This is a genomic window from Ruegeria sp. YTSA108 (genome assembly GCF_059610185.1).
In genome coordinates, this window is record NZ_JBXWND010000004.1 from 240,857 (window position 1) to 253,346 (window position 12,490).

Consider the following 12,490-nt stretch of genomic DNA (forward strand, 5'->3'; position numbering starts at 1 on the left):
CCATCTGGTCCCTTTCGACCGATATCGACATTTGCCGTCATTAACTGCGAAACCAGGCGAATTCAGTTGAACCGATTTGCATATCATCGGCAAGCTTTTCTGCGGCGCCCGGACAGGCGCAGGAAAAAGACGCATCACATGGACCTGTGAAATAGGAAAAATGCTCAAAAACAACTGGATAAACACACACGGCACACAACACTCGAATACAAACAAAATCAGATTTTCTTACCACCGTTGTGCTGAAAAGCAAATCACCCGCTCTTTCAACACCTTGTGGGCACATGGCACAATCACATTTCGCGCATAATTCGCCTTTTCCAAGCCTATTGTTCCCGAATTCAACACGGCGCCAAAGCCTTTTCTGCGGCGGCAGAGCAATGATTTTGGTAGGTGTATCGTCTGCGGCACAGCAGACGGATGAATATACGGGAAACCCCTAATATCCAGCCAGCAGGGTTTTGTTACAGTTAACGCAACTACACCGGAGAGGTCTCGGCCTCCCCACTCGCTCAAAAAGGGACTGACTTTGGGGGTCGGTCCCTTTTTAGTTTTTACGTCAGGTTCAGAACCCTGCCCAAATCAGGACAGGGCACCTGGATTACCCGTCAATGATACCATTGAGTGTCGCGCTCGGGCGCATGACTGCTGCAGTCTTGGTCGGGTTGGTGTGATAGTAACCACCCAGATCTGCCGCTGCCCCTTGCGCGTTGGCCAGTTCGGATAGGATTTGCTGTTCTTTCGCGGCCAACTCTGCAGCAATCGGCGCGAACTCGGCGGCCAGATCAGCATCATCGGATTGCGCGGCCAGCGCCTCGGCCCAATAGCGCGCGAACCAATAGTGGCTGTCGCGGTTATCCGGCTGCCCGACTTTGCGGCTGGGCGACTTGTTGTTGTCCAGAATGCCCTGCGTTGCGCCCTCGGCAGCGGCGCCAAGAACTCCGGCTTTGGCGTTGCCTTTGCTGTCGGCTAGGAAATTCAAAGACTCGCCAAGCGCGCAGAACTCACCCATCGAGTCCCAGCGCAGGTGGTTTTCCTCAACCAACTGCTGCACGTGTTTCGGGGCAGAGCCACCCGCGCCGGTTTCGAACAATCCGCCGCCCTGCATCAGCTTGACGATCGACAGCATCTTGGCCGATGTGCCCAACTCAAGGATCGGGAACAGGTCGGTCAGATAGTCACGCAGCACGTTGCCGGTGATGGCGATGCTGTCGTTACCGGCGGTGATGGTCTCCAACGACTGGCGGGTCGCCTCACGCGGTGCCAGGATTTGGAACTTGTCCGCCACGCCAGCAGCTTCCAGTGCGGGTTGGACGGATTTGATCAGTTCGGCATCATGGGCACGGTTTGCGTCCAGCCAGAAGATCGCCTCGGATCCGGTCAGACGCTGACGGTCCATCGCCAGTTGAATCCAATTCTCGATCGGAGCCTTCTTCACAGTGCAGGCACGCCAGATGTCGCCCTTTTCAACCGCATGCTCGTGCAACGTCTCACCATTGGCCAGCACGATGCGAATGGTCCCATTCGCAGGCGCCTGGAATGTTGTCGGGTGGCTGCCGTATTCTTCGGCTTTCTGTGCCATCAGACCCACATTGGCCACAGCTCCGACGGTGGCTGGGTTCAGCGCGCCATTGGCTTTGAAGAATTTGACGGATTCATCATAAATAGACGCATAGCAGCGGTCGGGGATCACACAGTTGGTGTCACCTTTGGACCCGGTTTCGTCCCAACCCTTGCCACCAGCACGGATCACGGCAGGCATCGAGGCGTCGATGATCACATCAGACGGTACGTGCAGGTTGGTGATACCCTTGTCGCTGTCAACCATATACATGGACGGGCGGTCGCCCTTGATCGCGTCAATGGCTGCCATGATATCGGCGTTGCCTGCAACCCGCTCCAGCAGATCGCCCAGACCCGAGTTCGGGTTCACACCCAGCGCATCCAATTCCGCGCCATATGCCTCGAATACCGGGGCAAGCCACGCCTTGACCGCATAGCCGAAGATGATCGGGTCGCTGACCTTCATCATTGTGGCCTTCAGGTGAAGCGAGAACATGGTGCCGTCTTTTTTGGTGTCTTCGATGGCCTCGGCCAGGAAAGACGACAGCGCATTGACGGACATGAAGGTCGCATCGGCAACGGTGCCCTCGGCCAGCGGCCAGCCGTCTTTCAGAACCGTATTACTGCCGTCTTGTCCGACAAATTCGATTTTGGCGTCACCGGCTTGCGCCGCAGTGATGGTGGCCGATTTCTCGTTCGCGTAGAAATCATTGCCGGACATGGACGAGACTTTAGTCTTGCTGTCAGCGGCCCATGTACCCATCGAATGCGGGTTCTTCTGGGCATAATTCTTGACGGCGCGCGCGGCGCGACGGTCGCTGTTACCTTCGCGCAGAACCGGGTTCACAGCCGAACCCTTGATGGCATCATACCGCGCGCGGATCGCTTTTTCTTCGTCAGTCGCAGGTTCTTCGGGATAGCTCGGGATGTCATAACCCTGTGCTTGCAGCTCTTCGACGGCGGCCACCAGCTGCGGTACCGAGGCCGAGATGTTGGGCAGCTTGATCACATTGGCATCGGGTGTCTTCACCAACTCACCCAATGCGGCCAGATCATCGGTGATGCGCTGTGCATCTGTCAGCTTTTCGGGGAAGGTCGAAATAATCCGCCCAGCAAGTGAAATATCCTTGGTTCCGACGCTGACACCGGCGGCGGATGCAAACTTTCGAATGATGGGCAGGAATGAGGCGCTGGCCAGCTCGGGCGCTTCGTCTACAATGGTATACAATATGTCGAAGTTCGATTTATCTGCCATATTCTTTTACCTTTTTTAAGCCTTTCGGGGCGTGCGATCCAAGAGTTGGGGCCACATCGGCGTGGCGCGTAAGGGACGTAACAAGACTGCCGTCCCGGGATGACTCTGTATTGACAGGGCCTCCCTTAAATGACGTTTGGCTTGGGATCAATCGCCAGAGACCGCGCATTTTGACACGGTTTGCGGAAAATCATCAAAACTGCTTGCCAATGGGCAAAATTCAGACGCCCCAGGTATCGCTGAGCTTATATCCGCCCGGCCAGGGATCGTCCGGGTCAAGCATGTGTTGATGTGTACCGGTAATCCATCCGCGGCCACTGATCTCGGGAATGATCGCGGCACGCCCCCCGATCGTTGTGGCCTCGACGACCTGTCCGGTGAAAGACGAGCCGATGATCGAAACCGCCTGGAAAGATTGCCCGACTGCCATTTCTCCCTTGGCGGCCATCAAGGCCATGCGGGCAGAAACTGCGGTACCGGTAGGGGACCGATCAACTTTGCCCGGCTGGATCGCCACGGCGGATTTTCCGCGCAGGCCATTTGCTACCCGCTCGGTCGGGCCACAAAAAGCGCAGAATGAAATGTGATTCCAGTCCGGGTTTTCGGGATGCGTAAACCCAATTTGTTCGTTGGCCGCATTGGTGATCGCTACACCCAGCCGCGCAATGTCACGCGCCTCGTCCTGCACGATATCAAACCCAAGCGCCGCCGCATCGACCACCACGAAACTGTCGCCCCCATAGGCCGTATCCACGGTCAGGGTGCCAAGGCCCGGCACCTCAAGCGGAACGGCGAGCCGGTCTGCAAAGCTGGGCAGGTTCTGCACAAATATGCGCTCAGCCTTTCCATTCCGGCATTCGGCGCGCACCGGGACCAGCCCACCCGGTGCCTCAAGCGTCAGATGTGTAACCGGTTCCTGCATCGGAATGATCCCGCTATCCAGCAGCACGGTGGCCACGCAGATCGAGTTTGAACCAGACATGGGCGGTGTGTCTTCGGGCTCCATGATAATGAAGCCTGCATCTGCCTTCGGATGTTTGGGCGGCACCAACAGGTTCACATGGCGAAACACGCCTCCGCGCGGTTCGTTCAGGACAAAGTTGCGCAGGGACTGGTCGCGGGCAATGAAGGATCGCTGCTCCCACAAGGTGTTGCCGGGAGGCGGAAGAACACCGCCAACGATGACGTCGCCAACCTCGCCCTCGGCATGGGCAGAGATCACATGGAGAGTTTTGTTACTGCGCACGACCCCCTCCCTCAGAACCGGCCAGCAGCAAAGGGGGCTGGCGAAATCGGGGGGGCCTGACGGTCAACCATGGCCCCAACAAGTTCGGCCGTGCCTGCGGATTGGGTCAGCCCAAGATGCCCATGGCCGAACGCATAGAACACGCCAGACGCATTTGGAGAAACACCGATGACCGGGATGCTGTCAGGCATCGACGGCCGGAACCCCATCCATTGCGTGCCTCCTTCGGTCTTGAGGCCGGGTAGAAACTCTTCGGCTTTGTGCAATAACGTGTCGGCTCGTTTGAAATTGGGGGCGAGGTTCAGACCGCCCAACTCGACCGCGCCGCCGATCCTGACGCCATTGTTGATCCGGCTGGCAACGAACCCATGCCGCGAGAAGGACAGGTGCATCCGCAGATCAAATGCACCTTCGGGCAGGGTCGTGTTGTATCCACGCTCGGTTTCAAGCGGGAATCGGTCACCAAGAGTTCGGGCGATATGATGCGACCATGCGCCGGCAGCCACGACCACTTTCGTCGCGTCCACGGGCCCTTCCGCCGTTTCAAGGCGCATGCCACTTTGCTGTGGCACCAACGCCTGAATATCGCGCCGCTCGATCCGGCCTTGCCGGTTTTGAAAGGTCTGGGCAAGGCGCTCGACCCATTTCTTGGGATCAACAGTATTCAACCAGTTGGGCGTAAATCCCGCATGAGTGAACCGAGGACTGAGACCCGGCTGTTTTTCGGCAATCGCCTCGGGGCTTTCCAGCAGTTCAAAGTCGATACCATGCTGGCGGCGCACCTCCCAGGCGGGCAGGCTTGCACGGTATTCGGCCTCGGATTCGTACAGCTGCATCTGACCGTCGCGCTGCATCATCGCCTCGCCGTCAACCGCTGGGATCAACCGTTCAAGCGCGGCACTGGACAGTTGCATGAGGCTGGCCTGAGCGGCCAACAGCTCGGCATAGCGACCGGGCTGGCTGGCCCGCCAGAAACGGTACATCCAGGGTGCAATCTGGACTGCATAGGCAGGCGGGATAGACAGGGGACCCAACGGGTCCAGCAGCCACTTTGGTGCCTTTTTCATGATGCCGGGCGTTGCCAGAGGCTCAACCTCGGAAAAAGCAAAGGCCCCGGCATTTCCGGCTGATGTCTGCGCCGCAACGCCTTCCTTGTCCAGAACCAGCACGGCATGACCCCGGCGCTGTAATTCCAGCGCAATGGTCATGCCAATCACGCCAGCTCCGATGACGACGATCTGCTGGGTCATACCTCAATCCCCGAACGGAATGGATCAGCCTCGGCAAACATCAACCGCGATTCCGCCATGACATAGGCCTGCCCGGTGATCGAGGGGATGACACCGCCGTTGGGCCCAGCCTGATAGGACAGGCGATAGGTGCTGCCAATGACACTTTGCTGGACGATTTCCTGCCCCGGGGCCAATAGACCCTCAGCGGCCAGACAGGCCAGCCGAGCAGAGCTGCCGGTGCCACAGGGCGACCGGTCGTAATTGTCATCCGGGCACAGAACAAAGTTGCGGCTGTGAATCGCTTGCTCGGGCGATGCGTCCTGAAAGATTACATGATCAATCGGTTCACCCTGCTCGCCGCCAACCCCCTGCGCGATCGAGGCTTTGCGGATAGCAACGGCCCTATCGGTCAGCTCCCGAATATTGGCCGGAATGACGGAAAGCGGGCTTGGATCGACGATAAAGAACCAGTTTCCACCATAGGCCACATCCCCTGCAACCTCTCCGAAACCGGGCACATGAAGTGAAATGTCGCTGTGAACGCGGCGGCTTTCGATATTCGTGACCGTGACAGTATTGGCATCGTGCAGCTCGACCGTGACAACTCCGGCTGGCGTTTCGATCCGATGTATTCCAACATCGATCCGACCAAGATGCGCCAGTGTCACGGTCAGGCCAATGGTTCCGTGGCCGCACATTCCCAAAACAGCATCGACATCAAAATAGATCACGCCGGTGACACAGGTTGGATCAACCGGTTCCACCAACAAGGCCGCGACCATGGCCGGTTGTCCGCGCGGTTCAAGCATGACCGAACGATAGAAATCCCTGTATTCGGTGTCCAGCCGCCGGGCGCGTTCAGCCAGAGGGCCAGAGCCCAGATCTGGAGCGCCATCGAGGATGACCCGGGTCGGTTCTCCTCCGGTGTGGCTGTCGATCACATGCATTCTGCGATCACCCCACCTTGTTTCAACCAATCGGCGAACCAAGCCCCAAACAACGCGTATTGCTGTTCGCAATAATTCCGCTGTGCATCTGTCAGGGCATCAGTTTCATTGAAATGCAGGCGGTATTCCTCTTCCCCGTTCAACACCAGAAGATGCTTGTAATACAGCACAAGATCCGGACCCTCATCAAAACTGGACAGCACCTGAATGGCCTCGGTCAGTTCTTGCGCCCGTAACCGGGCTTCGGCATCGCCCCGCGCGGCCTTTTGAGAAAGCGCAGCCAACAGCAACGCCTCACGTGGGAGGGCCGTTCCAATCCCGGTGATCGAACCGGTTGCACCACAGTTGACGAAACCGTGGTAAACCTCGGTGTCCACACCCACCATCAACGTCACATCATCATCCTGACTGGTGATGTTTTCCGCAGCATAGCGCAGATCGTCCTTGCCTCCGAATTCCTTGAACCCAATGAGGTTAGGGTGTTCGGCGCGCAGGGCAAAGAACAGATCAGCCTTTGTTGCGAAACCATAATATGGGCTGTTGTAGATAATTGCCGGCACGTCAGGCGCAGCGGACAGGATTGCCTTGAAATGGTTCTTTTGCGCAGTTGATGAGCTCCCGCGGGACAGAACCCGGGGAATGACCATCAACCCGACAGCGCCGACCTTTTGCGCATGTGCAGCGTGGGCCTCGGCGGATTTGGTGTTGATTGCCCCGGTTCCGACCACAACCGGCAGCCCGGCATCCACCAGACGTTCCACCCCTTCCATGCGCTGCGCATCCGTCAAAAGCGGCCAGTCGCCCATGGATCCGCAATAGACAACCGCAGACATGCCTGCGTCGATCATTTGCTTGCCCTTCCGAACAAGTGCGTTGAAATCCGGCTGCCTATCCGCCGAGCAAGGGGTCATGAGCGCGGGCATCGTACCGCTAAATACATTGGTCGACATACGGTGCTATCCTCTAGTTACAGGGGTCCAGATAGGCGTCAGGCGCCCGTTTTCACGCGATAACGGATATTGGATACAAAATCCATATATAATTCGACGCAAAAAGCCCGCGTTGGACCTTTCGTCTGACGCGGGTGTTTTTGACTGTCTAAACGGCAATTATCTCAACCGCAGGCCGGTTTCAGGATCAAACAGCATGGTGCGTTCCGGGCGGATCGAAATACCGATGCGTGTACCCTGCTTACTGCGCTCGTCTTCGCGCTCTTCAACGATCAGCTTGTCGCCATTCGATGTCAGCAAATAGGAATAGCTGACGCCGCCAAGCGCCTCGGTCAGATCAACGGTGCAGGTATCGCCCGATCGGTCGACCTGAATATGTTCCGGGCGGATACCCAGCGTGACCCGAGACAGACCCAAAGGAACCGATGCTGGGACGGGCAGAGGCTGAGTGATCGCCGGATGAGTCACCTGACCATCAACGATGTCGCAATCCAGAAAGTTCATGGCGGGCGAGCCAATGAACCCTGCTACAAACTTGTTATCTGGATCCCGATACAGATCCATCGGCGCACCGACCTGTTCGATCCGACCATCGCGCAGCACCACGATCTTATCGGCCATGGTCATCGCCTCGACCTGATCGTGAGTCACATAGATCATGGTCGCGCCAATTTCATTGTGAAGCCGGGCAATTTCCACACGCATCTCAACGCGCAATTCGGCGTCCAGGTTGGACAGAGGTTCATCGAACAGAAACACCTCGGGGCCGCGCACAATCGCACGCCCGATGGCAACGCGTTGGCGCTGACCACCCGACAGAGCCTTGGGTTTGCGTTTCAGATACTGGTCCAGCTTCAGGATACCCGAGGCTTCCTGAACCTTCCTGTCGATCTCGGCTTTTGCCACGCCGTTCATCCGCAGGCCAAACCCCATATTCTCGGCCACAGTCATATGCGGGTACAGGGCATAGGTCTGGAACACCATCGCCACGCCCCGTTTCGCCGGGTCCTGATGCGTCACCTCACGCGCCCCGATGTGAATCTGGCCCTCGGTCGTTTCCTCAAGCCCTGCGATCATCCGCAATAAAGTGGATTTTCCACATCCCGATGGGCCAACAAAGACACAGAATTCACCATCCTCGATTTCGAGGTCGATCCCGTGAATCACCTGTGTCTGGCCATACCGCTTAATCGTTTGGTTCAGAGTTACTCCGGTCATGTCGCTTGTATCCTGTCCTTCTGGCCATCGGGGCGTGTTTCAGGGAACCGCCAGGCCTGAGCTTCGGCCGCGATTTGTTCGGCCACCCGGCGCACGCGGGGAATCCAAGCCTCGAGCTGGTCGAAATTCATCCGCTCGGTCGAGCCGGTCACCGATATTGCACCCAGCATCCGCCCGCCCGGCGTTCGGATCGGGCAGGCAACACAAATGATCCCCGTCTCGTGTTCTTCATCGTCCAGGGCGTAGCCCCGGCTGTGGATCAGCTCTAGATCGGACCGCAGCGCAGCTTCCGAGGCCAAGGTCTTATCCGTAAACCGGTGAAAGCTTTGCTGTGAGATCACCTTGTTCAGCTCAGCCTCGTCCAGAAAGGCCATCATCGCCTTGCCCACACCCGTACAATAGGCCGGTCCGACCTTGCCCGCCTGTGAATACATCTCAACCGGCTGGGCGGCATTGCGCTTATCGACATACAGAACCTGACCAGAATCGAGCTGCGCCAGATGCACAGTCTCGCCCGTTTCACCGCTGAGCGTATCGAGAAAAGGCCTGGCAATCGGCGCCAGTGAGCTTTGCGTCCACGCTGCATGGGCCAACCGAACCAGCCTCAAACCCGGTGCATAGGTCTGCCTATCCGGGTCATAGGACAACATCCCCTGATTGGTCAGGGATTGCAGAAACCGATAGAGCGTTGCCTTGGGAAAGCGGCTGCTTTCCAGCAGTTCCGCAAAGCGAACCGGCCGCTGAAACGCGGCCACCTGATCAAGCACGTCACATGCTTTCCCTATCGTTCCATCACCTGCCACGGGCGCTCTGTCTCCTCCAGTTAACCTTCGGCCTCAGCCAAGAGGGTCTTGACAAGACTAACCGAGTCGATGTGTAGTTTTCAACATATAAAACTAAGTTCCAATATATGGAACTAAAATGGAAGCTAAGGGAGGAAACCATGCATTCCATCTACAAGCGCACCACGGCCGCTCTGGCCATGAGCGTTGCACTTGCTGTTCCCGCCTCTGCCGAGCTTACCGGCGAATTGCGGATATTCCTGGACACATCGAACCCGGCACCCCGGGCCACGATGGAAGCAATGATCGACAGATTTCAGCAACAGCATCCGGATTTGGCCATCGAGACAACGGTGATCGACCGCGAGGCCTACAAAACCCAGATCCGCAACTTCTTGACTGCGGATACTCCGGATGTCGCCACGTGGTACGCGGCGAATCGGATGAAACCCTATGTCGAGGCTGGCCTGTTCGAAGACGTCTCGGACCTGTGGGCGGAACCTGCGATTGCGGACAATCTGGCTTCAACCAAAGGTGCGATGACGATCGACGGCAAACAGTGGGGCGTGCCCTACACCTACTATCAGTGGGGCGTTTATTATCGCAAAGACATCTTTGACGAGCTGGGCCTGACCGAGCCCGCAACTTGGGAAGAAGAGCTGGCGAATTGCCAAAAGATCGTCGATTCCGGTCGCGCCTGCTATACGATCGGCACCAAGTTCCTGTGGACTGCCGGTGGCTGGTTCGACTACCTGAACATGCGCACCAACGGCTATGACTTCCACAACCAGCTGGCCAATGGTGAAATCAGCTGGGAGGATGACCGGGTCAAGCAGACCTTCGCCAACTGGAAACAGCTGATCGATATGGGTGCCTTCATCGACAACCACCAGACCTATAGCTGGCAAGAAGCTCTGCCCTTCATGGTCAACGGTGATGCGGCGGCTTATCTGATGGGCAACTTCGCCGTGGCGCCACTGCGTGAGGCGGGCCTAAGTGACGACCAGCTGGACTTCTACCAGTTTGTTGCCATCAACCCCGATGTCGAACTGGCCGAAGATGCACCGACCGACACGTTCCACATCCCGTCAAACGCGGCGAACAAAGAAGCCGCCCGTGAATTCCTGCGCTTCGTTGTGTCTGCGGATGAACAGACCGAGATCAACAATGGCTCGAATCTCGGCCAGTTGCCGGTCAATGCTCAGTCCTCGGTAGATGCCGACAAGTTCCTGCAGCAGGGCTTTACCATGCTGTCGTCAAACAGCCCGGGCGGAGTCGCCCAGTTCTGGGACCGCGACGCACCGGCAGAAATGGCCAAGGCGTCGATGGAAGGCTTCCAGGAATTCATGGTCAAGCCAGACAATGCGGACAAAATCCTGGCCAAACTCGAACGGGCGCGTCAGCGCATCTACGACAACTGAACCGGTCAGGATTGGCAAAGCCAATCCTGAGCCATGACCTGCGTAAGGCGGGTATCAACCCGCCTTACTCCGCCTACCAGAACCGGGGACGCCCATGACCGCCGTCGATACCCACGAACAAGAAAGCTGGTTCCACCGAAACCAACAGCGCATCGCGCCCTGGTTATTTTTGGCCCCAGGCCTGTTGTTCTTTATGGTCTATGTGATCATTCCGGTCTTTCAGTCCTTCAACCTGTCGCTTTACGAATGGGACGGCCTGGGGGCTGCCGAATATGTCGGCTTTCGCAATTATGAAGACCTGTACTGGGAATGGTCGGACCGGGATGCCTTTTACATCTCGCTCAAAAACAACCTGATCTGGCTGCTGCTCTATCTGGCGGCGATTCCGGCGGGTCTGTTCATCGCGCTGTTCCTGAACCAGACGGTCTGGGGCATTCGCCTGTATAAATCCCTGTTTTTCTTCCCCTTCGTGATTTCTCAGGTGGTCGTTGGCCTTGTGTTCACATGGTTCTACGATCCCACATTCGGCCTGCTGAACGAATTCCTCGGATTCTTTGGCATGGGCCCCGTGAACGTGTTGGGTGACGAGCGGTTCGTGACCTATGGCATCATCTTTGCCGGTCTCTGGCCGCAGACAGCTTATTGCATGATCCTTTACCTGACCGGCCTCAACGCCGTGGACCCCGAACAAATCGAAGCCGGGCGGCTGGACGGTGCCAAGAGCTGGCGGATGTTGTGGCATATCATCCTGCCGCAACTGCGCCCTGCCACCTTCATTGCCTTTGTCGTCACCATCATTGGCGCGCTTCGCAGCTTTGACCTGATCTCAATCATGACACAGGGCGGTCCGTTCGGATCATCGCGCGTGCTGGCCTATTACATGTTCGAGGTCGCCTTGTCCGAGTATGGCTTCCGCATGGGATATGGCGCGGCTATCGCGGTGATCCTGTTCCTGATCATGCTGTGTTTCATCGGTTATTTCCTGTGGTCAATGTACCGCGAAGAAAGGGGGCACTGAGATGTTTCCCAAGCCAATCGAAAAACAACCTCGTGCAGCGCAGATCACCTATCAGGCGTTGCTGCCGCTGGCCTTGCTTTTGTGGCTCGGGCCGTTGCTGGCCGTCGCCCTGTTCTCGGTCAAACCCGCCGCGGATTTCACCAATGCCAACTACTGGGGGATGCCGTCCAGCTTTGAGGGCGCATTCAACTATGGGCAGGTGTTTTTCAATTCGGATATGCCGCGCTATCTGATGAATTCCTTTCTGATCACCGTTCCTACGGTCATCGGGTGCGTCGCGCTCAGCAGCATGACGGGGTTTGCACTCGGCATCTACAAATTCAAATCGAACCTTTGGATCTTCTTCCTGTTCGTAGCGGGCAATTTCGTGCCTTTCCAAATCCTCATGGTGCCCGTGCGCGACCTGACGCTGGACCTGGGCTTGTACAACACCAAGACCGGGCTGGTCTTGTTCCACATCGCGTTCCAGACCGGGTTTTGCACCCTGTTCATGCGGAATTTCATCCGCGCCCTGCCCTTTGAACTGATCGAGGCGGCGCGGGTCGAAGGGATCAGTGAATGGCGTATCTTCTGGTACGTGGTGCTGCCGCTGATGAAGCCCGCCATTGCGGCGCTCAGTGTCCTGATCTTTACCTTCATCTGGAACGACTATTTCTGGGCTGTAGTGCTGACGCAAGGTGCTGAGAGCCAGCCTGTAACCGCAGGGATCACCAGCTTTAACGCGCAGTTCCGCGCCGCCTATCAGCTGATGAGTGCCGGTTCCATTGTCGCGGCGCTGCCGCCAGTTGCCATGTTCTTCCTGATGCAGAAACATTTTATCGCGGGCCTGACACTCGGTGCCGTGAAATAACATCAAGC

The 12,490-nt window shown here is 57.3% G+C and carries 11 protein-coding genes; 3 read left to right on the forward strand and 8 right to left on the reverse strand.

From position 1 onward, the window contains the following. Nucleotides 1–40: 40 nt before the first annotated feature. The 8 genes from AC2FHW_RS08335 to AC2FHW_RS08370 all read right to left on the reverse strand — a co-directional run bounded on the left by AC2FHW_RS08335 (nucleotide 41) and on the right by AC2FHW_RS08370 (nucleotide 9,214). A complete protein-coding gene (locus AC2FHW_RS08335) occupies nucleotides 41–286 on the reverse strand; it encodes a hypothetical protein (protein ID WP_496821766.1) in 246 nt (81 codons plus the stop codon). A gap of 315 nt (nucleotides 287–601) precedes the next feature. Next, on the reverse strand, nucleotides 602–2,818 hold the full coding sequence (locus AC2FHW_RS08340; RefSeq protein ID WP_282021743.1) for an NADP-dependent isocitrate dehydrogenase: 2,217 nt from the start codon (nucleotides 2,816–2,818) through the stop codon (nucleotides 602–604). Nucleotides 2,819–3,038: 220 nt separating this feature from the next. Beyond that, a complete protein-coding gene (locus AC2FHW_RS08345; RefSeq protein WP_496821768.1) occupies nucleotides 3,039–4,064 on the reverse strand; it encodes a trans-3-hydroxy-L-proline dehydratase in 1,026 nt (341 codons plus the stop codon). A gap of 11 nt (nucleotides 4,065–4,075) precedes the next feature. Next, nucleotides 4,076–5,314 carry an NAD(P)/FAD-dependent oxidoreductase gene (locus AC2FHW_RS08350; RefSeq protein ID WP_496728742.1) on the reverse strand — a complete coding sequence of 413 codons (1,239 nt, stop codon included), beginning with the start codon at nucleotides 5,312–5,314 and terminating at the stop codon, nucleotides 4,076–4,078. After that, nucleotides 5,311–6,243, reverse strand: a complete 933-nt coding sequence (locus AC2FHW_RS08355; RefSeq protein WP_496693731.1) for a 4-hydroxyproline epimerase — start codon at nucleotides 6,241–6,243, stop codon at nucleotides 5,311–5,313. Before AC2FHW_RS08355 ends, AC2FHW_RS08350 begins: the two co-directional genes overlap by 4 nt. Beyond that, the gene (locus AC2FHW_RS08360; protein WP_281995060.1) at nucleotides 6,234–7,193 is read right to left on the reverse strand and encodes a dihydrodipicolinate synthase family protein; all 960 of its coding nucleotides are present in this window, start codon (nucleotides 7,191–7,193) and stop codon (nucleotides 6,234–6,236) included. Before AC2FHW_RS08360 ends, AC2FHW_RS08355 begins: the two co-directional genes overlap by 10 nt. 159 nt (nucleotides 7,194–7,352) lie before the next feature. Next, the gene (locus AC2FHW_RS08365; protein WP_271948765.1) at nucleotides 7,353–8,411 is read right to left on the reverse strand and encodes an ABC transporter ATP-binding protein; all 1,059 of its coding nucleotides are present in this window, start codon (nucleotides 8,409–8,411) and stop codon (nucleotides 7,353–7,355) included. Continuing rightward, a complete protein-coding gene (locus AC2FHW_RS08370; protein ID WP_496693729.1) occupies nucleotides 8,408–9,214 on the reverse strand; it encodes an IclR family transcriptional regulator in 807 nt (268 codons plus the stop codon). The genes AC2FHW_RS08365 and AC2FHW_RS08370 overlap by 4 nt, the downstream gene beginning before the upstream one ends. Before the next feature lie 140 nt (nucleotides 9,215–9,354). On the opposite strand from AC2FHW_RS08370, the gene AC2FHW_RS08375 reads away from it, so the two are divergent. The 3 genes from AC2FHW_RS08375 to AC2FHW_RS08385 all read left to right on the forward strand — a co-directional run bounded on the left by AC2FHW_RS08375 (nucleotide 9,355) and on the right by AC2FHW_RS08385 (nucleotide 12,482). Beyond that, nucleotides 9,355–10,614: an ABC transporter substrate-binding protein gene (locus AC2FHW_RS08375; RefSeq protein WP_142636170.1), complete on the forward strand. Its 1,260-nt coding sequence runs from the start codon at nucleotides 9,355–9,357 to the stop codon at nucleotides 10,612–10,614. Between the two features lie 94 nt (nucleotides 10,615–10,708). Beyond that, a complete protein-coding gene (locus AC2FHW_RS08380; RefSeq protein WP_142636168.1) occupies nucleotides 10,709–11,632 on the forward strand; it encodes a carbohydrate ABC transporter permease in 924 nt (307 codons plus the stop codon). A gap of 1 nt (nucleotide 11,633) precedes the next feature. After that, complete coding sequence (locus AC2FHW_RS08385) at nucleotides 11,634–12,482, forward strand: carbohydrate ABC transporter permease (protein ID WP_142636166.1); 849 nt, start codon at nucleotides 11,634–11,636, stop codon at nucleotides 12,480–12,482. The last annotated feature ends 8 nt before the right edge of the window (nucleotides 12,483–12,490 follow it).

Coding starts and splice junctions, on each gene's coding strand:
- AC2FHW_RS08335 (WP_496821766.1), bottom strand. CDS start 286: ATGTGCCCACAAGGTGTTGAAAGAGCGGGTGATTTGCTTTTCAGCACA.
- AC2FHW_RS08365 (WP_271948765.1), bottom strand. CDS start 8,411: ATGACCGGAGTAACTCTGAACCAAACGATTAAGCGGTATGGCCAGACA.
- AC2FHW_RS08380 (WP_142636168.1), top strand. CDS start 10,709: ATGACCGCCGTCGATACCCACGAACAAGAAAGCTGGTTCCACCGAAAC.
- AC2FHW_RS08375 (WP_142636170.1), top strand. CDS start 9,355: ATGCATTCCATCTACAAGCGCACCACGGCCGCTCTGGCCATGAGCGTT.
- AC2FHW_RS08385 (WP_142636166.1), top strand. CDS start 11,634: ATGTTTCCCAAGCCAATCGAAAAACAACCTCGTGCAGCGCAGATCACC.
- AC2FHW_RS08350 (WP_496728742.1), bottom strand. CDS start 5,314: ATGACCCAGCAGATCGTCGTCATCGGAGCTGGCGTGATTGGCATGACC.
- AC2FHW_RS08340 (WP_282021743.1), bottom strand. CDS start 2,818: ATGGCAGATAAATCGAACTTCGACATATTGTATACCATTGTAGACGAA.
- AC2FHW_RS08360 (WP_281995060.1), bottom strand. CDS start 7,193: ATGTCGACCAATGTATTTAGCGGTACGATGCCCGCGCTCATGACCCCT.
- AC2FHW_RS08355 (WP_496693731.1), bottom strand. CDS start 6,243: ATGCATGTGATCGACAGCCACACCGGAGGAGAACCGACCCGGGTCATC.